Source organism: Caballeronia sp. NK8 (genome assembly GCF_018408855.1).
Taxonomy (GTDB): Bacteria; Pseudomonadota; Gammaproteobacteria; order Burkholderiales; family Burkholderiaceae; genus Caballeronia.
In genome coordinates, this window is the sequence record NZ_AP024324.1 from 698,594 (window position 1) to 720,460 (window position 21,867).

Annotated in this window: 22 protein-coding genes; 11 read left to right on the forward strand and 11 right to left on the reverse strand. The window is 60.8% G+C overall.

Annotated elements, in window-relative coordinates:
- Nucleotides 1-28: 28 nt before the first annotated feature.
- The 3 genes from NK8_RS24850 to NK8_RS24860 all read right to left on the reverse strand — a co-directional run bounded on the left by NK8_RS24850 (nt 29) and on the right by NK8_RS24860 (nt 3,905).
- On the reverse strand, nt 29-1,516 hold the full coding sequence (locus NK8_RS24850; RefSeq protein ID WP_213230810.1) for an aspartate/glutamate racemase family protein: 1,488 nt from the start codon (nt 1,514-1,516) through the stop codon (nt 29-31).
- Complete coding sequence (locus NK8_RS24855; protein ID WP_162068710.1) at nt 1,513-2,808, reverse strand: dicarboxylate/amino acid:cation symporter; 1,296 nt, start codon at nt 2,806-2,808, stop codon at nt 1,513-1,515. The genes NK8_RS24850 and NK8_RS24855 overlap by 4 nt, the downstream gene beginning before the upstream one ends.
- Before the next feature lie 182 nt (nt 2,809-2,990).
- Nucleotides 2,991-3,905: a LysR substrate-binding domain-containing protein gene (locus NK8_RS24860; protein ID WP_213230813.1), complete on the reverse strand. Its 915-nt coding sequence runs from the start codon at nt 3,903-3,905 to the stop codon at nt 2,991-2,993.
- A 354-nt stretch (nt 3,906-4,259) separates the two neighbouring features.
- On the opposite strand from NK8_RS24860, the gene NK8_RS24865 reads away from it, so the two are divergent.
- The 3 genes from NK8_RS24865 to NK8_RS24875 all read left to right on the forward strand — a co-directional run bounded on the left by NK8_RS24865 (nt 4,260) and on the right by NK8_RS24875 (nt 7,014).
- The gene (locus tag NK8_RS24865; RefSeq protein ID WP_225936371.1) at nt 4,260-4,856 is read left to right on the forward strand and encodes an MEDS domain-containing protein; all 597 of its coding nucleotides are present in this window, start codon (nt 4,260-4,262) and stop codon (nt 4,854-4,856) included.
- 38 nt (nt 4,857-4,894) lie between these two features.
- Nucleotides 4,895-6,499 (forward strand): ATP-binding protein, encoded by a 1,605-nt coding sequence (locus tag NK8_RS24870; protein ID WP_213230818.1) that lies wholly within the window; start codon nt 4,895-4,897, stop codon nt 6,497-6,499.
- Nucleotides 6,500-6,828: 329 nt separating this feature from the next.
- Nucleotides 6,829-7,014 (forward strand): hypothetical protein, encoded by a 186-nt coding sequence (locus NK8_RS24875; RefSeq protein ID WP_213230819.1) that lies wholly within the window; start codon nt 6,829-6,831, stop codon nt 7,012-7,014.
- Nucleotides 7,015-7,027: 13 nt separating this feature from the next.
- Here NK8_RS24875 and NK8_RS24880 read toward each other — a convergent pair whose 3' ends face one another.
- Complete coding sequence (locus NK8_RS24880) at nt 7,028-7,246, reverse strand: hypothetical protein (protein ID WP_213230821.1); 219 nt, start codon at nt 7,244-7,246, stop codon at nt 7,028-7,030.
- A gap of 101 nt (nt 7,247-7,347) precedes the next feature.
- Nucleotides 7,348-7,551 (reverse strand): cold-shock protein, encoded by a 204-nt coding sequence (locus tag NK8_RS24885; RefSeq protein ID WP_162068715.1) that lies wholly within the window; start codon nt 7,549-7,551, stop codon nt 7,348-7,350.
- A gap of 334 nt (nt 7,552-7,885) precedes the next feature.
- On the opposite strand from NK8_RS24885, the gene NK8_RS24890 reads away from it, so the two are divergent.
- Nucleotides 7,886-8,173, forward strand: a complete 288-nt coding sequence (locus NK8_RS24890) for a hypothetical protein (protein WP_162068716.1) — start codon at nt 7,886-7,888, stop codon at nt 8,171-8,173.
- A gap of 3 nt (nt 8,174-8,176) precedes the next feature.
- Here NK8_RS24890 and NK8_RS24895 read toward each other — a convergent pair whose 3' ends face one another.
- Nucleotides 8,177-9,097, reverse strand: a complete 921-nt coding sequence (locus tag NK8_RS24895) for a LysR family transcriptional regulator (protein WP_213230822.1) — start codon at nt 9,095-9,097, stop codon at nt 8,177-8,179.
- A gap of 120 nt (nt 9,098-9,217) precedes the next feature.
- Between NK8_RS24895 and NK8_RS24900 the strand changes: the two genes are divergently transcribed.
- Together NK8_RS24900 and NK8_RS24905 are read left to right on the forward strand one after the other, a co-directional pair.
- Nucleotides 9,218-9,922, forward strand: a complete 705-nt coding sequence (locus NK8_RS24900; protein WP_213230823.1) for a glutathione S-transferase family protein — start codon at nt 9,218-9,220, stop codon at nt 9,920-9,922.
- Nucleotides 9,919-10,248, forward strand: coding sequence for a multidrug efflux SMR transporter (locus NK8_RS24905; RefSeq protein ID WP_162068719.1), 330 nt, complete (start codon nt 9,919-9,921; stop codon nt 10,246-10,248). The genes NK8_RS24900 and NK8_RS24905 overlap by 4 nt, the downstream gene beginning before the upstream one ends.
- A 9-nt stretch (nt 10,249-10,257) precedes the next feature.
- Here the strand turns inward: NK8_RS24905 and NK8_RS24910 are convergent, their stop codons facing one another.
- Complete coding sequence (locus NK8_RS24910; RefSeq protein WP_213230824.1) at nt 10,258-11,169, reverse strand: LysR substrate-binding domain-containing protein; 912 nt, start codon at nt 11,167-11,169, stop codon at nt 10,258-10,260.
- A gap of 117 nt (nt 11,170-11,286) precedes the next feature.
- Between NK8_RS24910 and leuC the strand changes: the two genes are divergently transcribed.
- From leuC to NK8_RS24925, 3 genes are all read left to right on the forward strand, one after another.
- Nucleotides 11,287-12,699 (forward strand): 3-isopropylmalate dehydratase large subunit, encoded by a 1,413-nt coding sequence (gene leuC, locus NK8_RS24915; protein ID WP_213230825.1) that lies wholly within the window; start codon nt 11,287-11,289, stop codon nt 12,697-12,699.
- On the forward strand, nt 12,692-13,339 hold the full coding sequence (gene leuD / locus NK8_RS24920) for a 3-isopropylmalate dehydratase small subunit (RefSeq protein WP_213230826.1): 648 nt from the start codon (nt 12,692-12,694) through the stop codon (nt 13,337-13,339). The genes leuC and leuD overlap by 8 nt, the downstream gene beginning before the upstream one ends.
- 72 nt (nt 13,340-13,411) lie before the next feature.
- Nucleotides 13,412-14,734 carry a 2-hydroxycarboxylate transporter family protein gene (locus tag NK8_RS24925; RefSeq protein ID WP_213230827.1) on the forward strand — a complete coding sequence of 441 codons (1,323 nt, stop codon included), beginning with the start codon at nt 13,412-13,414 and terminating at the stop codon, nt 14,732-14,734.
- Here NK8_RS24925 and NK8_RS24930 read toward each other — a convergent pair.
- From NK8_RS24930 to NK8_RS24940, 3 genes are all read right to left on the reverse strand, one after another.
- On the reverse strand, nt 14,731-15,627 hold the full coding sequence (locus tag NK8_RS24930) for a DMT family transporter (RefSeq protein ID WP_213230830.1): 897 nt from the start codon (nt 15,625-15,627) through the stop codon (nt 14,731-14,733). The two genes, NK8_RS24925 and NK8_RS24930, sit on opposite strands and share 4 nt — an antisense overlap.
- Before the next feature lie 78 nt (nt 15,628-15,705).
- The gene (locus tag NK8_RS24935) at nt 15,706-16,581 is read right to left on the reverse strand and encodes a glycine betaine ABC transporter substrate-binding protein (RefSeq protein ID WP_087131681.1); all 876 of its coding nucleotides are present in this window, start codon (nt 16,579-16,581) and stop codon (nt 15,706-15,708) included.
- A gap of 203 nt (nt 16,582-16,784) precedes the next feature.
- Nucleotides 16,785-17,411, reverse strand: a complete 627-nt coding sequence (locus NK8_RS24940) for a TetR/AcrR family transcriptional regulator (protein WP_213230832.1) — start codon at nt 17,409-17,411, stop codon at nt 16,785-16,787.
- A gap of 162 nt (nt 17,412-17,573) precedes the next feature.
- Here NK8_RS24940 and NK8_RS24945 point away from each other — a divergent pair, with 162 nt between their 5' ends.
- A complete protein-coding gene (locus NK8_RS24945; protein WP_213230834.1) occupies nt 17,574-19,610 on the forward strand; it encodes an NADH:flavin oxidoreductase in 2,037 nt (678 codons plus the stop codon).
- A 1-nt stretch (nt 19,611) separates the two neighbouring features.
- On the opposite strand, the gene NK8_RS24950 is transcribed toward NK8_RS24945, so the two are convergent.
- Nucleotides 19,612-20,574, reverse strand: coding sequence for a LysR family transcriptional regulator (locus NK8_RS24950; RefSeq protein ID WP_213230836.1), 963 nt, complete (start codon nt 20,572-20,574; stop codon nt 19,612-19,614).
- Nucleotides 20,575-20,694: 120 nt separating this feature from the next.
- Here NK8_RS24950 and NK8_RS24955 point away from each other — a divergent pair, with 120 nt between their 5' ends.
- Nucleotides 20,695-21,861 (forward strand): mandelate racemase/muconate lactonizing enzyme family protein, encoded by a 1,167-nt coding sequence (locus NK8_RS24955; protein ID WP_213230838.1) that lies wholly within the window; start codon nt 20,695-20,697, stop codon nt 21,859-21,861.
- Nucleotides 21,862-21,867 lie beyond the last annotated feature (6 nt).

Consider the following 21,867-nt stretch of genomic DNA (forward strand, 5'->3'; position numbering starts at 1 on the left):
TCCTGGATGATTTGATCGGGCAGATCGGCTAGTTGACTCGGTTGACTTCCAGAGGCGGCGACTCGGCCGCCGAAGTCGCATACGCGACGCACTGTTTCGCGAGCACGTCAGTGGGATCGACTGCGCGCACGCGCGCGCCGTTCGCGCCGAAGACATGCGTCTCGCGCAGCAGAAGCGGCAGTTCCGTGCAGCCGAGAATGACCACCTCGACGCCCTCGGCGATGAGACCGTCGATCGCAGCGGCGATATCTTTCTGACACTGCCCGGTCGTGAAGCCGGCTTTCACGCCCTCCTTGCCGTAGATCGCCTCCATCACGCGCGCCTGCAATGCGGGACCGGGTACGACCAGCCGCAAGCCCTGGGATGCGAGCGCCTGTTCGTAGACGCCGCTTGCGATCGTGCCGGACGTCGCGAGCAAACCGACCGAGCGCAGCGACGGGAACGACTCGCGCAGATGGCGCACCGTCACCGTCAGCATGTTCACGATCGGTATGCCGAGATACGGCTGGATGCGCTCGACGAATGCGTGCGCCGTATTGCATGGAATCGCGATGAGATCCGCCCCGCCCGTTTCGAGCTTCTTGCAGGTCGCATAGAGCGAGACGGTGGGATCGGGTCCGTCGCCGATCAGGTTCTCCGTGCGGTCCGGTATCTGCGGGTTCTGCTCGACGAGCAGCTTGATGTGATCCTGATCGCGTTTCGCAGGCGTGGCGCGCACTATCTTGTGAATGAAATCGACCGTGGCCGCCGGCCCGACGCCGCCCACTACGCCGACCTTGAAGATCGTCGCGGGCGAGTCGTACTGGCCGGACACGACATACTGCGCGTAAGCGAGATTCGAATCGACGAGCGGAACACGGAACCTGCCCAGCTCGTCGGCCACGAGGGCGATCTCGGTGAGCCCCGGCACGATCACATTGGCGCCCTGCGCGATGAGGTCCTCGCATGCCGCGCGCAACAGCTCGACAGGACGGCCGCGCAGATTGCCGCTCTTGACGCCATCGGCGCCGTAGATGGCTTCGGTGACGAGATCGACGCCGTCGCTCACGCGCGGATGGATCACCTCGAACTCGGGCGCGGCGAAATACTTCTCGAACAACTGCCTGCGACGCGTATAGCCGGACGCGAGCACGCCTACACGGCACACCGTCGGAAACTTTCTGCGCACGTGGCTGCGCACCGCGTCGAGCATGTCGACGATCTCCAGCGGCGAATTCGCCTTCAGTTCGTCGATGAACGTGTGGCTGAGAAAGCACGGCAGCACCACTGTCGTGACGCCACGCTTCTCGAAGTTGCCGATCAGATCGAAGATGAACAGCTTGCGCTGCGTCAGCGTCTCGCTCTCGGCATCGGCGCTGCGGAACGGCTGCTGCTCGAAGATCGCGTCGAAGTGCTCGGCATCGCGCGTGGCGGGTGTCGATTTGATCAGCTTGAAGAATACGTCCGCGCTCGCGAGCGGACCGAGTCCGCCCACCACGCCGAATTTGCGCGTGAGCGCGGTGTCCGTGCCGTTCATTTCGTCTCGCCTTCCATCTGACCGAACGAAGGCGCGCCCATCACCGCGCGGCGTTCCTGCCGTGCGGCGCGCTTGCCTTCCCACTTCGCGATGGCCGCCGTTGCGATGCTGTTGCCGATCACGTTGGTCGCAGTGCGCCCCATGTCGAGAATCTGGTCGATCGCGAGCACGAGCACGACGCCCGATGGCGGCAGATGGAACATCGGCGCCACGGCCGCGACGACCACCACCGAGCCGCGCGCCACGCCGGCCATGCCCTTGCTGCTCACCATGAGCACGAGCAGCATCACGATCTGCGTGCCGATCGGCATGTCGATGCCGAACGCCTGGGCGATGAAGATCGCCGCGAACGCCTGATACATCATCGAGCCATCGAGATTGAACGCGTATCCGAGCGGCAGCGTGAAGCCGACCACTTTCTTGTCGACGCCGAATTCCTCCAGCTTCTCGGTCAGACGCGGATACGCGGCTTCGCTGCTGGCGGTGGAGAACGCGAGCATCGCAGGCTCGCGGATCGACTTGAGCAGGGCCCAGACAGGCTTGCCGAGGAAAGCGTAACCGGCGAGGATCAGCGCGCCCCACAAGAGCGCGAGTCCGACATAGAAACTCGCGACGAGCTTGCCGTAGGTGGTGAGCACATCGAGTCCATGCACCGTGATCGCCGATGCGAGCGCGCCGAACACGCCGATCGGCGCGAGCCGCATCACGTAGTCGGTCAGCTTGAGCATCGCGGGCACGAGCCCTTCCACGCCGGCGATCAGGGGAGCCACGCGCGGGTCCGACTTGATCACGCTCAGCACGATGCCGAACATCACGGAGAACACGAGAATCTGCAGAATGTCGTTGCGCGCCATCGCATCGATCACGCTCGTGGGAAACGCGTGCGTCACGAAGTCCTTGAAGTTCAGACCGGACGTGTTGAGGCCGGTGGCGACGTCGGCGCTCGTCTGCGTCATGTGCAGGCCCGCGCCCGGTTGCAGCAGGTTCGCGAGCACGAGTCCGAGCGCAAGCGAAAAGAGCGACGCGCACACGAACCACGCGATCGAGCGCAAGCCGATGCGGCGCACATCGCTCGTGCCCTCCATCCCTGCAAGTCCCGACACGAGCGTCGCGAAGACGAGCGGCGCGATGATCATCTTCACCAGCCGCAGAAAGATATCCGTGACGATGGAAAAGTATCCGGCGATGACCTTGGCCTGCGCGGCATCCGCCGCCGTGCGATGACAGACGTAACCGACCGCCACGCCGAGCACCATGCCGGCGAGGATATAGAGGGTGAGGCGATTCTTCATGTGTCTCCGTCCTGGGATGACGCACGAACGGTCGGTCGCGACCGTCGTGCGTTCTGAAGGCTGGCGCATCGAAGCTCGATGCGCCGCTTTTTGTGTCAGGACGGAATCTTAGGGAAGGCAGAAAAAACGTGAATGCCAGTGCTGCATATGGCTATGCAAGTTTCGCATAACGTCGGATGACGTTATCCGGCCGCGCCGGACGAGGCGTGAAGATGCCGCCAGATGGTGTCGAGCAATTCGCTGCGATTGGTGAGGTCGCGGTACACGCGCAACTCGAGCGCCAGTTGCCATTCGGACTGGCCGGCGGCAACGAGTTCGCCGGCATCGAGTTCGGCCGCGATCGAGCTTTTCGGCAGCCACGCCACGCCCTCGCCTTCGAGAACGAGCTTCTTCACGACTTCGGCCATATCGGATTCGTAATGCAGGCGTAATGCGGGCGATGCGTTCGCTTGCTCCATCAAAGACGCAAAGCAGCGCCCGAAGTAACTCGTCTCCGTATAGGCGATGTACGGCATCGGTCGATCCTTCGCGCCCGGCAGACGGTACGTCGGCGCGAGCCGCTGATTCGGCTTGCACACCGGCATGAACGTATCGACGCCGACGGTCACGTACTCGTACTTCTGCGGGTCGAGATGCAGCGGCAGGCGCGGATGGTGATACGCGAACATCAACTCGCAATTGCCATTGACGAGCATGAGAATCGAATCGTGCACATTCGCCGGAATCACTCGCGCGCGCACTTCGCCGGCCTGCTTCGAGAGCGTTCGGAGCCAGGCGGGCAAGAAGTTGAGCGCGATGGTATGGCCCGCTGCGATCTGCAGGCTCGTGCCCGCAATGCGCTGCTCGGTGCGAATGATGGCGCGCGTATCGAAGAGCTTGTCGAGAATGTCTTCGGCGGCGTCGCGAAACAGTTGGCCCGCTGGTGTGAGGGTCGGCGGAAAGCCGCTGCGATCGACCAGATCGGCGCCTACCCATTGTTCGAGCGACTGGATGCGCCGGCTGAATCCGGATTGCGTGACGTTGCGAAACTCGGCCGCACGCGAGAAGCTTTGATAGCGGGCGAGCGCGATGAAGTCCTCGATCCACTTGATTTCCATGAGCCATCCGTGTGCGAACGGCGGCGAATGGGCTCGCCGCCACGAGCCGGAAATTCTACGCTTGCTTGCGGCGCGCGATGTCCTTCACGCCAGCGGCTCGCAAATTGTGCCGATCGACATATCAACAGACATTTTCGCCGGTAGCCGATCCGGTCGTCGTTACCGCATTTCCGCTTCCTCAGTGATGAGTTTCGAATTGCGAAGCCATCGGCGTGAGCGATGCCATAAAATGGGTTCGGCTGTGACCGCGTCAAGGGTCGCCGACCAGCGCCGGGTTGTTCCGCCGCCGCTCCTCAAGAAGTGGTCAAGTAAGGAAGGGTTATGGACAGTCCAATCACCATCGCCGGCACGCCGATGGACGCCTATCACGTGTGCGCGTTTTTCAATAGCCGCGATGAGGAATACGACGCGCTCAATCCGTTCTACAAACAGGCGGTCGAGAACGGAGAGAAGAACTTCCACATCGTCGATCCCGCGAATCTCACCGACCACGAGGCCCGGCTGGAAACCGCCGGCATCGACGTAGAAGAATGCGAGGCGTGCGGACAACTGGAAGTCATCACATGGCCCGAAGCTTATCTGGATGACGAAGGCAGGTTCAACAAGGATCGCATGCTCGCATTGGTGGACCGGCTCACCGGTTCCGGACGCGACAAGGGATTCGCCCGCCTTCGCATCATGGGAAACATGGACTGGGCGTTTGGAGAAACCCCGAACGCGCCGGAACTCATCGCGTACGAAGCCGAAGTCAACGAGATCATCGAACGCAACCGTCAGCCCGCCGTGTGCGTCTACGATATGGCCAAACTTTCAGGCGCCATGCTCATGGATGTCTTGCGCACTCATCCTCTCACCCTCATCAATGGAATCGTCCAGGAGAATCCGTTCTTTATCCGGCCATCGGAGATGATCAAGGAACTGGAATCGCGCAAAAGACAGGCGGAGGCCTGATTTGCCCGCCGAACCATTTGAGCCATCGCGACAGAAGAATGGACATCGACCGATTCAGCGGTGAGAGCGCCGAACACGCGCTCAGGGACCTGATGGGCTTGCTGGCGCTTCCGGCACTCTGGGCGGGCGGCGACGGCAAAGCGATCGTCGGCCTGATGACGCAGGCGATCGAACGGATCGTTCCGCTGGACATCTGCTATGTGGACGTTCCCTTGCTGCCGGCGGTTCCACCATTCGTGCAGATGCGAATGTACGGACGCACTGTCGCAGCGGACGCGTCGGCGGCATGGCAGGAGACGATAGCCCGATGGCACCGGCTGCCGATCGGAACCCGGGTCAGTGTGTGCGACACGCCCGCGGGCCCGATGCGGATGATCAGGCTGAGCATGGGCTTCAGCTCGGGACAAGGCAGCGTGTGGTTCGGTGCCGCGGCTCCGACTTTCCCGACACTCAACCAGATTGCCTTTCTGCGCGCGGCCACCTCTCAGGCTGCGACAGGCATTCAGGCCGCCCGCGCGGCCCACGAGCGCGAGGAAGCGAACAGGGCGAAGGATGAATTTCTCGCCATGCTCGGTCATGAATTGCGCAACCCGCTTGCGCCTATCTCAACCGCATTGGCGTTGATCCGGCGCGAGCGCGGCGATATCGCCGACCGCTACCACGAAATCATCGAGCGTCAGGTTGCGCATCTGTCCCGGCTCGTCGAAGACTTGCTGGATGTCAGCCGCATTACGCGGGGAAAGATCGAGCTCAAGCGTGAAAGCCTGCGTATCAGTTCCGTCATCACACGTGCGGTCGAGGCGGCCAGCCCGCTCGTGGAACAGCGCAACCAGCGGCTCACCGTTGCCCTGTCCGACGACGGAACGCAGATATTCGGCGATCTGACGCGTCTGACGCAGGCGTTCAGCAACCTGCTGAACAATGCGGCCAAATACACGGATGTCGGTGGAGAGATTCGCGTCGAGGCTCGAACGACGCCAGGTCATGTCACGGTTTTCATCCAGGACAACGGTGTGGGCATCAGCGCGGAGTTGATGCCGAAGCTCTTCAGGATTTTCGAGCAGGGACGCACGACGATCGACCGGTCGAAAGGCGGCCTGGGCATCGGCCTCGCGCTCGTGAAGAATCTGGTGGAACTGCACGGAGGCACTGTCGATGCGAGCAGTGACGGCCCCGGCACAGGCGCAACATTCACGGTGACGCTGCCGCTTGCAACACGCGCCGAGATCGCCGGTTCGCAAGCTTCGCCGTTGCCCTCGGCTTCGGTGCCGTCGAGCCAGGCCGGATTGCGCGTCCTGCTGGTCGACGATAACGTCGATGGACTTCTCTCGATGGAAGCGTTCCTGACCGAACTGGGCTTCGAGGTTGCGACCGCTCTCGATCCCTTTCAGGCATTGGACATCGCGGCGCGCTTCTCACCCGCGGTCGCCGTTCTCGACATCGGCCTGCCAGGCATGGACGGTTATGAACTGGCGCTCGCCTTGCGCGCGCAACCGCAGCACGCGCGACTCCGCCTATTCGCGCTCACGGGCTATGGTCATTCCGAAGACGTGAAACGGGCGCACGCAGCCGGCTTCGAACGACATTTCGTGAAGCCCGTCGTATTGCCCGATCTGATTCGTTTCCTGAGCGACGATCAGTAAGGATCGCCAAGCTACATCGATAACGGCTATTTCTTTTTCGCGACGCTGGTGGAGCCCGAAGTCTTCGGGAGCGGAACCTTGAACGGCTCGGCGACTGGAGAGGTCAGCTTCTTCGCTTGTTTAGGTTTTTTTGCTTCGCGATTACTTCGCATTTGACCTTTTGCCATTTCATCCCCCTGTCTGCGACCACGAAATGGGTCGCTCCTCACTCATTCTGAGCGCATTTCCGGTTGCTGTCGCGATCTATTTGATGAATCGACGATTCTTCTTGCTTTGTTCGGTCATGGAGCGCACGCTCGCCCACACGCCTTCCTTCTTCGGACATCATCATGCTAAAGCGAACCTCGGCCGATTCGGCTACACACTTCAAAAAGCAAGACCTCACGGCAACGCAGAAGAGTCGCGCCGAAGCCTTGCGGCAGGCCGAATCCGACCGCGCGGAAAAGCGACTTCAGGATGATGCGCGCATCGACGTGCACGCTGCGAAGTGGCGTTACGTTTCGCCGAAAGGCTAGACGGCAAGGATGTCTAGCGCCTCAGCCTCGCGGCCTGACGCCTCGCGTGGGCTGATCCGCCTTCGTATGCCTCGTCCTCCGTCTCGAAGCGGAGATGGCTGTCGTAGCGAATCTCGCTGACGTTCGGGCCGCTCAGATCCACGTCGACGCATGCGTAGGTGAAGCCACCGGCAGCGAGCGGTTGAACCACGACATGGAATTCATGGCTTCCAACTTTCAACATGCGTGACATCGAGAACTCCGGTGGTGGCGGTTCATCGTATCACGCGAGCGCGAACCAGCAGATGGAAAGAAGCGCTGCCGGTCCCGCATGCGAGCCGGCAGAAAAGCTCTTTAGATCGGCGTGATGTTCGCCGCCTGCAAACCCTTCGGACCGCTCTTCGTTTCGTAGGTGACTTTCTGATTTTCGGCGAGCGTTTTGAATCCCTCGCTGCGAATCTCCGAAAAGTGCGCGAATAGATCATCGCCGCCGCTGTCGGGCGTGATGAATCCAAATCCCTTGCTATCGTTGAACCACTTGACGGTGCCGGTATCCATGAAACTCTCCTGAAAAGGACGAACAAACGAAACCGCCGCGATAGCGGTATCGGAATAAAGGATCAAGGAGGGAGAGGACAACGAACACCGCAGGGCTGCGGTTAATGATGAGCAGCAATCGCGCTTCTTGAAGGCTTCATCAGGAAAATTACGCTTTGACTCGAAAACCGTCAAGCTATTTCGAATGCGCAAAGAAGTGGCGAGATCTGCGGTGATATGGATGCGTGGTCACTTTCGTTTAGCATTCCTATGATAGAATCGAGATCGAGAACGATAATTGCGCGTCCGAGGCAGTTTTGCGGGTATAGTGAAGCTCCAATCAGGAGTAGACGTCATGCCAGCAATCCCGCCTCTCCTCTACAAAGGGTTCGAGCTTCATCCCCTTGTGTTCTCGCGCGCATTCGACCGCTTCGACAGGCATTCGCGCTATGCCGAAGGTTACGACGTCGCGGTTCGCATCTGTCGCCCGGTCGCATCGGGCGAGACCAGCACGAGCCGCGTGTTCAAAGTGGATCGGGAAGACGTGTTCTCGGACTTCGGCATTGCCCGGCGCGCTGCTCGTCAACGGGGTGAAGACATCATCGATGGAAAGGTAGAGGGCGCCTCGGTCATCGATATGTGAGGGCTAGCGTTTCCTCGGAGTACCGCGTTTGCCTTCGAAGAGTTCGCGCTGTTTGGCCAGGCCTTCTCCCACCACATCGAAGAAAGCTCGCACGCGCGCGGTTTTCCGCAGATCGGCATGCGTGACGATCCACAATTCGCCTTCCAGCTCGGCGACCGGATTCGCGGCCACGCGCGTGACACCCGTATCGCTGTCGCCGAGATAGCACGGCAAGAGCGCAAGGCCGACACCGGCGCGCGCGGCGATCAATTGATTCACCAGACTGTTGGTCCGGTACACGACCGACGCCGACGCCGCATTGATCGCGAGCCACTGCGCCGCGCGAATGCCTGATGCCGCTTCGTCCCAGCCGATCAACGCGTGACCGTCGAGCTTCTGGCTGCGCGAAAGCGCGCCTTTCTCCGCGACATACGACGGCGCGGCGTACCAGCCCCACGCGACGCCCGCAAGCTTTTTACCCCACAGCTCGCCCTCTTTCGGCCGAACCGGACGCAACGCGATATCCGCTTCACGCCGCGCGAGACTGAGCACGCGATTCTCGATCGACAGTTCGACGACGATACCGGGATGTGCCCGACGAAATGCCGCGAGATGCGTGGTGAGCTGGCTATACGCGAGCGTCTCCGACGACGTGACGCGCAAGCGTCCGCTCAGCCGATGATCTCCGCCGACGACGTCGCGGCCCAGCGCCAGAAACTCGTCCTCCATTCGCTCGGCGCCGGCCGCGATGCGCGCGCCTGCCTCGGTGGGCTGATACACGCCGCCCGGCAAGCGCTCGAACAGACGCGCGCCGAGCTGCGTTTCGAGCGCCTTCAGGCGGCGATAAGCCGTCGAATGATCGATGCCCAGCGTCTCGGATGCGGCAGTGAGACTGCCGTCACGCTGAATGGCGAGCACGAGTCGAAGTTCGTTCCAGTCTTCCATGCGTCGAGGTTAATACGGCGCTTGCATCCCTGCAAGTGTGGCTTTCACGGTGACAATGGACTTGCATGCTCGCAAACACTACTCTGCCGTTATCCGAACGCATCAAACGGGAGAGACTCAATGAAGATCAATGAAACATCCACACTTACGCTCGTCAGTCATCCGCTTTGCCCTTACGTGCAGCGCGCCGCCATCGTGCTGGCGGAGAAAGGCACCGGTTTCGAGAAGCGTTATGTCGATCTGGCGAACCGGCCCGAATGGTTCGATGCGCTTTCGCCGCTTGGAAAAGTGCCGTTACTGATGATCGCGCGTGACGGCCATGAGGACGCTGTGCTCTTCGAAAGCGCCGTCATCTGCGAATATCTCGACGAAACGCAGCCGGGCCGCACGCTGCTGCCGAGCGATGCGCTCGAACGTGCGCGGCATCGCGGATGGATCGAATTCGGGTCGTCGATTCTTGCCGAGATCTGGAAGCTGGAAATCGCCACCGATGCGCCGGCATACCACGCTCAACTCGAGGCATTGGCGCAGCGCTTCGCGACGGTCGAGCGCGTGTTGGGCGCGGGGCCGTGGTTCGCAGGCGGCGAATTCGGCATGGTCGACGCCGTGTTCGCGCCGATCTTCCGCTACTTCGATGTATTCGACGAACTCGCGGCCCTTCACGTGTTCGCCGATACGCCGAAAGTCACCGCATGGCGAGACGCACTCGCGGCACGCCCGAGCGTGATCGGCGCGGTGCCTGCCGACTACGCACAGCGCTTGCGCACGTTCCTGCATGGTCGCGACGCGTACCTGCTTCGCGAAAGCATGGAGAAAACGATATGAGCCAGAGTCTGGGCTGGCTGTTGCTCATCCTGTCCGGATTGCTCGATGTCGCGTGGGCCGTCTCGATGAAGTTCACGCAAGGCTACACGCGCCCCGGATGGACAGTGCTGTCAATCGTGTTGCTCGCAGCGTTCGTCTATCTGCTCGGCAAGGTACTGACCGTGTTGCCCGTGGGCAGCGCGTACGCGGTATGGACCGGCATCGGCGCGTTGGGAACCGTGCTGCTCGGCGTCGTGCTGTTCGGCGAGGCCGTGAGCGCGCTGCGGGTCGTCGGTGTCGTATTGGTCATCGCCGGCATTGCAGCGCTGAAGCAGGCGCCCGCCTGACGCGAGAGATCAACGGCCCTCGTGGTCCTTATGCGGCGCCTTGAGATACTGCTCCAGAAACTCGACGAACACCCGCACCTTCGCCGACAGATTCAAACGCTCCGGGTAGATCGCATAGATATCGGCAGAGGGCAGCGACCAGTCCGCGAGCACCCGTCTCAGCGACTCTGCGTCCAGATACGGCTGGACATCCCATTCGGAGCGGACCAGCACACCGTGTCCTTCGAGCGCCCAACGCAGGGTCGCTTCGCCATCGTTGCTGCTCATCGAACCATGCACCTTCACCATCTCGTGCCGCTTGCCTTTGGTGAAGTGCCATGTTCCATAGGCCGTGTCGTTCTCTCTCAGAACGATGCAGGTGTGGCCGCGCAGATCGCCCGGCGTTTCGGGAGCGCCGTGCGCTTTCAGATACGCGGGAGATGCGCAAACGAAACGTCGATTGGACGCCAGCTTCTTGCCGACGACGCGCATATCGGGCAATTCGCCGAAGCGGATGCCTACATCGAATGCGAACTCGGCAAGATTCATGGGCCGGTCAGTCAGATCCAGTTGCACTTCGACATCCGGATACTGCCGGCGAAACTTCGACAACGCGGGAACGATGTATCGGCGGCCAAAGCCGAAGGTCGCGTTCACTTTCAAAAGACCCTGAGGTAAATCGCGACTGCTCGACACCATCCTCTCGAGCTCTCGCACCTGTTCCAGCAGCTTTGTGCCGGTGCTCAGATACAACTCGCCTTCTTGCGTCATCGCGAGCCGACGCGTCGTTCTGTTCAGAAGCTTCACGCCTAGCCGTCGTTCCAGTTGACTCAGGCGCAGACTGATCGATGGAGGCGTCACGCCCAGTTCGCGCGCCAGCGCTGACAGGCTTCCCTGGGTGACTAACCGGCCGAAGAACTCAAGGTCTGAAATCGCGTCCATTTATAAGCCTATCTTAAGAATAGGTTAAGTCAGGCTGTATTTTACGGAATCAACGCTGCAATTACACTCTCTTCAACGCTCGGACAAGCGAGCGCCCCCAGTACCGGAGAGAGACAAATGGCACAGACGCTTTATCAGAAGATCGTGGATAGCCACACGGTCCTGCGCGTCGATGAGCAGCACGTCGCGCTGTATGCCGACCTGCACATCATGAACGAGTACACGAGTCCGCAGGCATTCGCGGGGCTCGCCGAGAAGAACCTGCCCGTGCGCTGCCCCGAAAAGCAGATGGGCATCGTCGATCACGTCATTCCGACGCATCCCGTCGCCGTCGACAAGCGCACCATCTTCATCGACGCCGCCGCCAATCAGGCCGCCAACTTCACGCGCAACTGCCAGAAGCACGGCATCCATCTGTTCGATGTCAAAGACCGCGAACAAGGTATCGAGCACGTCGTGGCGCCCGAAATCGGCCTGATTCGTCCGGGCATGGTGGTGCTGTGCGGCGATAGCCACACGACGACTTATGGCGCGCTTGGCGCGCTCGGTTTCGGCATCGGAACCTCGGAAGTCGAGCACGTGCTTGCAACTCAGACGCTGGTCTACCGCGTGGCCCGCGACATGCACATCGTCGTGGACGGTACCTTGCCGGCGGGTACGACGTCGAAAGACCTCGTGCTGTACATCATCTCGAAGATCGGCGCACAAGGCGCACGGGGATTCGCGGTCGAATACTCGGGCCCGGCGATCGCGTCGCTGTCCGCCGAAGCGCGCATGACGCTCTGCAACATGACGGTCGAAGCCGGCGCGCGCGGTGCATTGATCGCGCCCGACGCGACGACGCTCCGGTACGTAGCCGAGCGCATCAAGGACCTTTCGCAAGCCGATATCGCCGCCGCGACAAACGCGTGGCTCGAACTGAAGTCCGACGCGGATGCCGCTTTCGACATCACGCACCGGTTCGACGCGCGGGACGTTGCGCCGTTTGTCACCTGGGGCACCAGTCCCGACCAGGCCATTCCGGTTACCGCGCGCATTCCCGGTCTTCCCGAGGAGCCGGTCGAAGGCAGGAACGCCGCGAAGGCTTTGGACTACATGGGTCTCGACGCCGGCCAGGCCATCGACGGACTCGCCATCGATCATGTGTTCATCGGTTCATGCACCAACGCGCGTATCGAAGATCTTCGCGCGGTCGCCGATGTCGTACGTGGCCGCAAGGTCGCTTCATCGGTTCGGGCCATGGTCGTACCCGGCTCCGGCATGGTGCGTGAGCAGGCGGAACGCGAAGGCATCGCCGGTGTGCTGATCGAGGCAGGTTTCGAATGGCGTCAGCCGGGCTGCTCGATGTGCCTCGCCATGAACGACGACATCCTCGAACCGGGTCAGCGCTGCGCCTCGACCACCAACCGAAACTTCGAAGGGCGGCAAGGTCGCGGCGCACGCACGCATCTGATGAGCCCTGCCATGGCCGCGGCAGCCGCGCTCGCGGGCCACATCGTCGACGTACGCAAGGAGTTGGCTCATGTCTAAGAACACGTCCCTGACCGGCGTTGCCGCGCCGCTGCCGCTGAACAATCTCGACACCGACCAGATCATGCCGAAGCAGTTTCTATTCGGTATCGATAAGTCAGGCCTCGCACGGGGCGTTCTCTACGACCTGCGTACGAACGCGGCCACAGGCACGCCCCGGCCCGACTTCGTGTTGAATCGCCCCGAATACCAAGGTGCGCGCATTTTGATAACCGGCGCGAACTTCGGCTGTGGTTCCAGCCGCGAACACGCCGTCTGGGGCTTGCAACAGGCGGGCTTCGATGCAGTCATCGCGCCGAGCTTCGGCGAGATCTTCTACTTCAATGCGCTGAACAACCGGCTTCTGCTGGTGATGCTCGAACCGCACATCATCGCGGAGCTGACCGCGCTCGCCAGCGACCCGGCGACGAACACATTGACGATCGATGTCGAGAATCAATGCGTCATCACAGCAGACGGCGCAACGAAACACGCGTTCGAATTACCCGCCCGACAGAAGCACATGTTCATCGAAGGGCTGGACATGATCGGCATGACGCTGAGCGACAGCGATGCCATCGGCGCATTCGAATCGAAGCATTACGCCGCGCATCCGTGGATGAAGATCGACCTTCCGAAACAGCAAAAAGCAGCTCGATAAGAGACGCGCCAAGCGTCCATTCCCAAGGGCCTCTCAAGGCCCGCAGAGCCCGCAATCCATCAGGAGACATTCATGGAAACCTCTTCCGTGCGCGCATGCAATGCGCCGTCGGGATTTCTCGCGAAAATCAACCACGTCAAGATTGGCGGAATGCCTGTCGTGATGTTCGCGGCGCTCGCGCTCGTGATCATACTGGCGGCCGCTACAAAGAAACTTCCGAACGACATGATCGGCGGCTTCGCCGTTCTCATGCTTTCCGGACTTTTACTCGGAGAGATCGGAAGCAGAATTCCTCTTTTCAGGCATATCGGCGGTCCCGCCATACTCTGCCTGTTCGTACCATCCGCGCTGCTCGGATACAAGTTGATGGATGACGCCTCGCTCAAGGCCATCACCACGACGATGAAGACGGCGAATCTCCAGTATCTGTATATCGCGTGTCTCGTGGCTGGCAGCATTCTCGGCATGAACCGGAAGATCCTCATCGAAGGCTTTCTGAAGATGTTCGTGCCATTGCTGATTGGAACCATCACGGCAATCGCAGCGGGCGTACTCGTCGGCCTGATGTTCGGCTACGATCCGAAGCACGTGTTCTTCTACATCGTGATACCCATTCTCGGCGGCGGCATTGGCGAGGGCATTCTTCCGCTTTCCATCGGCTATTCGGAAATCACGGGTGCGGCGCAAGGCCACCTGATTGCGATGATGGTTCCCGCAGCGTTGATCGGCAACGTCGTTGCGATTCTCGGCAGCGGTATTCTGAAGCGCTTTGGCGAGAAATATCGGCAGTACAGCGGCGACGGCACGCTCGTCAGGACCGGAGAAGATCAGGCTCTGCTCAAAGCGCAGAAAACCGAAGCGGCACTGGACCTGCGGTTGATGGGCTTCGGCTTGCTGCTCGGCTGCACGCTGTTCATCCTCGGCGCGCTGCTATCACCCATCACGGGTATTCCGGGTCCCGTGCTGATGATCATTGCGGCCGCCGTATTGAAGCTTTTCAAGGCAATTCCGGAATCGATGGAAGTCGGCGCGTATCAGATGTACAAGTTCATGTCGACGAACCTGACCTTCGCGATACTCGTCGGACTAGGCACGCTGTTCGTGTCGTGGGACAAGCTGGTAGGCGCGTTCTCGCCGGCATACTTCGTCATTTGCGCGGCGACCGTCATCGCGATGATCATCTCCGGCTTCTTTGTCGGCGCGTGGCTGAAGATGTATCCGGTCGAATCCGCGATCATCACCGCGTGTCACAGCGGCCTTGGTGGAACCGGCGACGTGGCGATTCTGTCGTCGTCGAACCGGATGGGTCTGATGCCCTTTGCGCAGATTTCCACGCGCATCGGCGGCGCGGGGATGGTCGTCTTCGCCACGCTGATGATGAAGTGGTTGTCCTAACCTGCAGCACGTTGCAGCGTGCGCTGACGACCAGCGTGCAGGATCATCACACTGAAGATGATGAGTACGAGCGCCGCGCACTCCAGCAGACCGAACTTCTCTCCAACCGCCCAACCGATGATCAGCGCGACGGCCGGAGCCATGTAAGTGGCGCCGGACGACGCCACCGCGCCGAACTTTTCGAGAAGGTAGTAATACAGGAAGAAGGAAACGCCGGTACCGAGAATCCCGCCTCCGACCACCAGGCCGACGGCCGCCAATGGATCGTGGAGGATGTTCGTCACTCCGCTGAAATCGGTGACGGCCGCAAGAACCCCAACCGCGATGCCCATCTGCCAGGTTGCCAGTGCGAGCGGAGGCAGACCCGATGGCGACAAGAATGCGCGCACGTAGACGTAAGAAAGTCCGAGCACGAGTGAGCTGATCAGCAGCCAGCAAACACCTGCGAACTCGATCGAACCCGCCGCGCCTTCCCATGGCCGCGCGATCAAGGTGATGCCAACGAAGCCGAGCAAAACGCCCAGGGCCATCGTGCTGTTCATCTTCTCCGTTCTCAGAAAGAAGACAGAGAAAATCGCCGTAAAGAGCGTGGCCGCATTGCCAAGCACGGCGGCTATCCCGGAAGGAAGCAGCGCCGTGCCTTTGGTAATTGCGAAATAGTAGAACGCAGTCGCGACGAACCCCATCACGATGAAATGATGAAGGTAACGCAACTGATCGAAGCGGATGACCTTCCTTCGCCAGGCAACGAAAGCCAGCGGAAGAAAGCCGAAGAATACGCGCAGGAAGGCTATCTGCATCGGGCTGATCGAGGACGACGCCCACTTCATGTAGATAAAGTTCGATCCCCAGAAGAGACCGAGCATCACGAACGCAAGCCGCGCAAGCTTCATGTCGATGCTATATCAAGTACGTCATGACGAATGGCGGCGCCGCGATGCAACGGGCCGGGATGATCCCGGCCTCGCGCATCATTCCTGAAGCCACGCCTTCACTTTCTCCGGATGCGAGTCGACAAACTTCTTCGCCGCCGCATTCCAGTCGTTCGTTGCGTTGCCGTCGAGTTCGATCGCTTCGACATCGGACAAGGTCAGCTTGTAATGCCGGATGAACGTGTTCGCGCGCGGATACTTCTGCGCGAACTGCTTTGAAGCGAATCCACGGATTTGCTCGTCACCGCCCAAAACGCCCTTCGGGTCCTTCAGATAGCGCATCTTGTACTTTTGCCACAGCCAATGCGGGCTCCATACCGTCGCGACAATCCAGCTCTTCGACTGATACGCGCGCGAGACCGCCGTCAGCATGCCCGCTTCGCTCGCCCGGATCAGGTTGTAACCCGCGAGATCGTAGTCCTTCATCGCCTTTTCCGACGCGACCATTTCGCCGGCGCCCGGTTCGATGCCCTGAATCGTTGCGTTCAGCTTGCTCTTGACCTCGGGCTTGTTGAGATCGGCAATCGAAGAGACTTCGCTCTCGGGCACATAGTCCGGCACCGCCCAGCCGATCTTCGCGCCCGTATAGATCACGCCCAGGTCATCCATCTCGTTCTTGAAGCGGGCGTAGTACGCCGCGTGCGTGACCGGCAGCCACGCGCCGAGCATCAGGTCGACGTCGCCGCGGGCGACCCCCTGAAACTGGATACCCAGATCGGCGACGATCAGCGTCACGGGCTGCTGCAGTTTCGTTTCCAGCACGTACTTCGCCGTGTACGTGACCGCTTGCGTATCGGCCCAGTTGGCCAGAGAGATCTTGATCGGATCGGCGGCGCTGGCAGACATCGCGAAGGTAACGGTCGAAACCGCCATGCCAACGTTCAGGATGAAGCGTACGGCGGAGGAATTCTTCATGTCAGGTTCCCTGTGTTCTTATCGCGACGGTGACAACGAAACGAGCTGGATGCGTACGATCTAATCTTCCGAGGGTTGAGAAAAACGGTGCGCGAAATACACGCGGCAATTTGGCGCTTGAGTATTCGAGTGCATAAAAACGATGTCAACGTGATTTGTTTTCACCTCCGCATTACTTTAAGTTATGCGTAAGTGGGCGTCGATCACGTCTCGTTCACGTACTGCCGGCGCGCATAGAAGCGCTGCATCTCGTGGTCCCGCGGACGCACGCCGGTGAAAACCTCGACGAACTCCGGAATGCGCTTCATGCGCGTGGCAAAGTCTTCGTTCGGCCGTGTCGCCGCATAGCCGACCTGCGTGAGATAGGTCGTCCGCGCGCGCACATCGGCCACGGCCGGCTCATAATCGAAGCGCACGAACGTCGCGGTCAGCACTTCGATGCGTCTCGCATCGTCCGTCTGGATGAGTCGCGTGATGTCCGGCGATTGCTGCGCCCAGTTGCGAATCGCGGCTTCGAAACGGGTGTCGAAGAGCGAATCGTCGAACCAGCAATCGAACACGTTCAGCATGGCTTCGCAGATGCTGTCCGCATACGCCTCGTTGCGGCTGATCCAGTTGCCAGTGTTCTTCTCTTCCCAGCGCGCGATGAGCGCATCGAGCAGTTCTTCCCGATCGCGGAAAAACCAGTAAAAGCTCGTTCGTGCGAGATTCAGTTTCTTGGCGAGCGCAAGCACCCGAACCGAATCGACGCCGCCTTCCAGCAGACTCTCGTATGCGCAATCCAGCCACATATCGGCTGAGCCGCGAACGGTCTCGACTGTCTGATCCATTCCGTTCCTTTCGTGTGATGGTTTCGCGAATCGACGACCGCGATTCCTCTCTGCTTTAACTCACTGTACACCATTGTCTCGATACTTGACACCTGTGTACATAGGACCTACTCTGAGCGCACAACACGTGATTCGATCCCCACTCGCTTCGATGAGGCGCCCATGTCCATGGACCCGTTGCTCCAGCCGTACACGCTGAAACATCTCACGTTCCGCAATCGCATCATGACGACGTCGCACGAGCCGGCGTATGCCGAGGACGGCATGCCGAAGGAGCGATATCGCGCGTATCACGTCGAAAGGGCGAAGGCGGGCATCGCGCTGACGATGACAGCGGGTTCGGCCGCGGTGTCGAAGGACAGCCCGCCGGTGTTCAACAACATCCTCGTATACAAGGACGAGGTCGTGCCCTGGATGAAGGATCTCGTCGACGAATGCCACGAGCACGGCGCGAAGGTGATGATCCAGTTGACGCATCTCGGCCGGCGCACGCGTTGGGACAAGGGCGACTGGCTGCCGGCCGTGTCGCCGTCGCACAACCGCGAGCCTTCGCATCGCGCGTTTCCTAAGAAGATCGAGGACTGGGACATCGAGCGCATCGTGCGCGATTTCGCCGATGCAGCCGAGCGCATGAAAGCGGCCGGTATGGACGGGCTCGAAATCGAATCTTACGGACATCTGATGGACCAGTTCTGGTCGCCGCTTACGAATACGCTGGATGGCCCCTACGGCGGATCGCTCGATAATCGCCTGCGCTTCACGTTCGACGTGATGCGGGCGATGCGCGAGCGCGTCGGGGATAACTTCCTGCTCGGCATTCGCTACACCGCCGATGAAATGATGGCGGGCGGCCTCACGAAGGAAGACGGCATCGAGATTTCGAAGCGGCTCAAGAGCAGCGGCCTCGTGGACTTCCTGAACGTCGTACGCGGACACCTGGATACCGATGCGGGCCTCACCGACGTCATCCCGATCATGGGCATGAAAAGCGCGCCGCATCTGGATTTCGCGGGCGAAATTCGTCAGGCGACGGACTTTCCCACCTTCCACGCCGCGCGCATCCAGGATGTCGCGACGGCGCGTTTCGCCGTCGAGTCGGGCAGGATCGACATGGTCGGCATGACGCGCGCGCACATGACCGATCCGCATATCGTGCGCAAGATCATCGAGCGCAGGGAAGACGATATCCGTCCTTGCGTCGGCGCGAACTATTGTCTCGATCGCATCTATCAGGGCGGCATGGCGCTGTGCATTCACAACGCCGCAACCGGGCGCGAACTGGAGATGCCGCAGACCATCAAGCCGGCCGAGACGAAACGCAAGGTCGTGATCGTTGGCGCGGGACCGGCTGGGCTGGAAGCGGCGCGCGTCGCGGGCGAGCGCGGTCACGATGTCACCGTGCTCGAAGCGATGAACGATCCCGGCGGACAGATCCGTCTGACCGCGCAGAACGTCCGCCGCAAGGAGATGATGGGCATCATCGACTGGCGCATGGCGCAATGCGAAAAGCTCGGCGTGCGCTTCTCGTTCAACACATGGGCCGACACGGAAACCGTGCTTGCGCACAACCCCGATGTGGTGATCGTGGCGACCGGCGGCATGCCGCACACAGAGGTGTGTTCGCAGGGCAACGAGCACGTCGTGTCGTCGTGGGACATCATTTCGGGTGACGTGAAGCCCGGCGCCAACGTACTGATCTTCGACGACGCCGGCGATCACGCCGCGCTTCAGGCTGCGGAGACCATCGCGCAGGCGGGCGGGCGCGTCGAAGTGATGACGCCCGACCGCACGTTCTCGCCCGAGGTCATGAGCATGAATCTCGTGCCCTACATGCGCTCGCTGCAGAAACTCGCAACGACATTCACGGTGACGTTCCGCCTCGAATCGGTTCGCCGCGAAGGCGCCGAACTGGTCGCGACGATCGGCAGCGATTACGGCGGCGTGACGAAGGAGCAGCGTTACGACCAGATCGTCGTGAATCACGGCACCATACCGATGGACGAACTATATTTCGAGCTCAGGCCGGCATCGACGAATCTCGGCGCGATCGACTACGACGATCTCATCGACGGCAAGCCGCAAATCGTCGAACGTAATCCTGAGGGACGCTTTCAGCTCTTCAGAATCGGCGATGCGGTGTCCGCGCGGAACACGCATGCCGCGATCTACGATGCGCTTCGCCTCGTAAAAGACCTTTAACTTATCGGCGCGAACTGCGCCTTTTCCGTTCACGCGGCTCGGTTCCCGTATCGACCGGCGTGAACGGAGCCTGAAACCGGCTCACCAGAAAATCGATGAAAGCGCGCGCGCGGGCCGTCTGATTCTTTTGCCGCGGATAGTAGACGAACAGGTCGGCGGAAGGCAGAACCGTGTTCGGCAACACGAGACTCAGCCGCCCGCTTTGCACGTACTTCGCGAGATCCCACTCCGACCGGATCAGTATTCCATGCCCTTCCAGCGCCCAGCGCAACACGATATCGCCGTCGTTGCTCGATAAGGCGCCCTTCACCTTGATCGCCTCGGTGTGGTCGTTGACGATGTAACGCCACACCCCGTAGGCGTCGTCGTTCTGCCGATGGATGATGCAACGGTGTTCGGCCAGATCCTCGACGCGTTCCGGCGTGCCGTACTTCTCCAGATATTTCGGTGACGCACAGAGAAAGCGGCGATTGCTCATGATGCGCCGTGCGCTCAGGCGACTGTCGGGAAGCTCGCCGAATCTGATCGCCATATCGAAAGCGCCTTCGACCAGGTCGACCGGCCGGTCCGTCACTTCGAACTGAACCTCGACGCCCGCGAATCGCTTCGCGAACTCCGAGACGAGCGGCGCGATGGTCGTGCGGCCGAATCCGAGCGTCGCGTTGATGCGCAGCAAACCCTGCGGATCGCGCTTTGCCCCGGAAATCGCCTCCTCCATTTCTCGAACCTGCCCGACGATCTGCGACGCGTACCGCAGATACGTCTCGCCTTCGGGCGTGAGGCTCACGCTCCGGGTCGTCCGATTCACCAGACGCACGCCGAGCCGCTGCTCAATGACGCCAAGCCGCTTCGTCGCGGCGGGCGGCGACAGATCGAGTGCGCGCGCGGCCCCGGACAGACTCCTGAGTTTCGCGAGAAGAATGAAGAACTCGAAGTCGGATGCGGTCTGGGTTTCAGTATTCACCAGATGTGAAAAATGAAGTGAATGAAAGTGCAGTGTAGCAAGGTTTTTCGCGGTTAAGCTACGTCCCATGTTGCAGCCGATGGCTCGCAATTCCGTTCAAAACACTCAGGAGACAAAGCCATGAGAATCGTCGAAATCCGCGAAAAGACCGTTCCTATCAGCTCCCCGATCTGCAACGCCTATATCGACTTCAGCAAGATGACGCTGAGTCTCGTGGCGGTCGTGACCGACTTGATCCGCGACGGCAAGCCGGTGATCGGCTACGGCTTCAACTCGAACGGCCGCTACGGTCAGGGCAAGCTGATGCGTGAGCGTTTCATCCCGCGCATTCTGGAAGCCGACCCCGCGACGCTCGTCAACGATGCCGGCGATAACCTCGATCCCCACAAGATCTGGGCGACGATGTTCACCAACGAAAAGCCCGGCGGTCACGGCGAGCGTTCGGTTGCGATCGGCACGATCGACATGGCGGTCTGGGATGCCGTCGCGAAGATCGAAGGCAAGCCGCTGTTCCAGTTGCTCGCGGACCGCTACGGCAACGGTCAGCCGGATCGCAAGATCTTCGTGTACGCGGCGGGCGGCTATTACTACCCCGGCCAGGATCACGAGAAACTCAAGGACGAAATGCGCAGCTATGTCGACCGCGGCTACACGGTCGTGAAGAAGAAGATCGGTGGTGCGTCGCTCGACGAAGATCTGCGTCGTATCGACTCGATCCTGAGCGTACTGCAGGACGGCCAGAAGCTCGCCGTCGATGCCAACGGCCGCTTCGATCTCGACACCGCCATCCAGTACGCAAAGGCGCTCTCGCAGTACGACCTGTTCTGGTACGAGGAACCGGGCGACCCGCTCGACTTCGAATTGCAGGCCACGCTGCGCAACTACTACAGCAAGCCGATGGCCACCGGTGAAGATTTGTTCTCGATGCAGGACGCGCGCAACCTGATCCGCTATGGAGGCATGCGCGCGGACCGCGACTGGCTGCAATTCGACTGCGCGCTGAGCTACGGTCTGGTCGAATATCTGCGTACGCTCGACATGCTGCGCGAGCATGGCTGGTCGCCCAGCCGCTGCATTCCGCATGGCGGTCACCAGATGTCGCTGAACATCGCGGCAGGCCTCGGACTCGGCGGCAACGAATCGTATCCGGACCTGTTTCAGCCATACGGCGGTTTCCCCGATGGCGTCAAGGTCGATAACGGCTACATCACCATGCCCGATCTGCCCGGCATCGGCTTCGAAGGAAAAGCCGACCTGTTCGCCGAGATGAAGAAGCTGTCCTCATAAGCAAGT

Coding starts and splice junctions, on each gene's coding strand:
- NK8_RS24850 (WP_213230810.1), bottom strand. CDS start 1,516: ATGAACGGCACGGACACCGCGCTCACGCGCAAATTCGGCGTGGTGGGC.
- NK8_RS24855 (WP_162068710.1), bottom strand. CDS start 2,808: ATGAAGAATCGCCTCACCCTCTATATCCTCGCCGGCATGGTGCTCGGC.
- NK8_RS24860 (WP_213230813.1), bottom strand. CDS start 3,905: ATGGAAATCAAGTGGATCGAGGACTTCATCGCGCTCGCCCGCTATCAA.
- NK8_RS24865 (WP_225936371.1), top strand. CDS start 4,260: ATGGACGCCTATCACGTGTGCGCGTTTTTCAATAGCCGCGATGAGGAA.
- NK8_RS24870 (WP_213230818.1), top strand. CDS start 4,895: ATGGACATCGACCGATTCAGCGGTGAGAGCGCCGAACACGCGCTCAGG.
- NK8_RS24875 (WP_213230819.1), top strand. CDS start 6,829: ATGCTAAAGCGAACCTCGGCCGATTCGGCTACACACTTCAAAAAGCAA.
- NK8_RS24880 (WP_213230821.1), bottom strand. CDS start 7,246: ATGTCACGCATGTTGAAAGTTGGAAGCCATGAATTCCATGTCGTGGTT.
- NK8_RS24885 (WP_162068715.1), bottom strand. CDS start 7,551: ATGGATACCGGCACCGTCAAGTGGTTCAACGATAGCAAGGGATTTGGA.
- NK8_RS24890 (WP_162068716.1), top strand. CDS start 7,886: ATGCCAGCAATCCCGCCTCTCCTCTACAAAGGGTTCGAGCTTCATCCC.
- NK8_RS24895 (WP_213230822.1), bottom strand. CDS start 9,097: ATGGAAGACTGGAACGAACTTCGACTCGTGCTCGCCATTCAGCGTGAC.
- NK8_RS24900 (WP_213230823.1), top strand. CDS start 9,218: ATGAAGATCAATGAAACATCCACACTTACGCTCGTCAGTCATCCGCTT.
- NK8_RS24905 (WP_162068719.1), top strand. CDS start 9,919: ATGAGCCAGAGTCTGGGCTGGCTGTTGCTCATCCTGTCCGGATTGCTC.
- NK8_RS24910 (WP_213230824.1), bottom strand. CDS start 11,169: ATGGACGCGATTTCAGACCTTGAGTTCTTCGGCCGGTTAGTCACCCAG.
- leuC (WP_213230825.1), top strand. CDS start 11,287: ATGGCACAGACGCTTTATCAGAAGATCGTGGATAGCCACACGGTCCTG.
- leuD (WP_213230826.1), top strand. CDS start 12,692: ATGTCTAAGAACACGTCCCTGACCGGCGTTGCCGCGCCGCTGCCGCTG.
- NK8_RS24925 (WP_213230827.1), top strand. CDS start 13,412: ATGGAAACCTCTTCCGTGCGCGCATGCAATGCGCCGTCGGGATTTCTC.
- NK8_RS24930 (WP_213230830.1), bottom strand. CDS start 15,627: ATGAAGCTTGCGCGGCTTGCGTTCGTGATGCTCGGTCTCTTCTGGGGA.
- NK8_RS24935 (WP_087131681.1), bottom strand. CDS start 16,581: ATGAAGAATTCCTCCGCCGTACGCTTCATCCTGAACGTTGGCATGGCG.
- NK8_RS24940 (WP_213230832.1), bottom strand. CDS start 17,411: ATGGATCAGACAGTCGAGACCGTTCGCGGCTCAGCCGATATGTGGCTG.
- NK8_RS24945 (WP_213230834.1), top strand. CDS start 17,574: ATGTCCATGGACCCGTTGCTCCAGCCGTACACGCTGAAACATCTCACG.
- NK8_RS24955 (WP_213230838.1), top strand. CDS start 20,695: ATGAGAATCGTCGAAATCCGCGAAAAGACCGTTCCTATCAGCTCCCCG.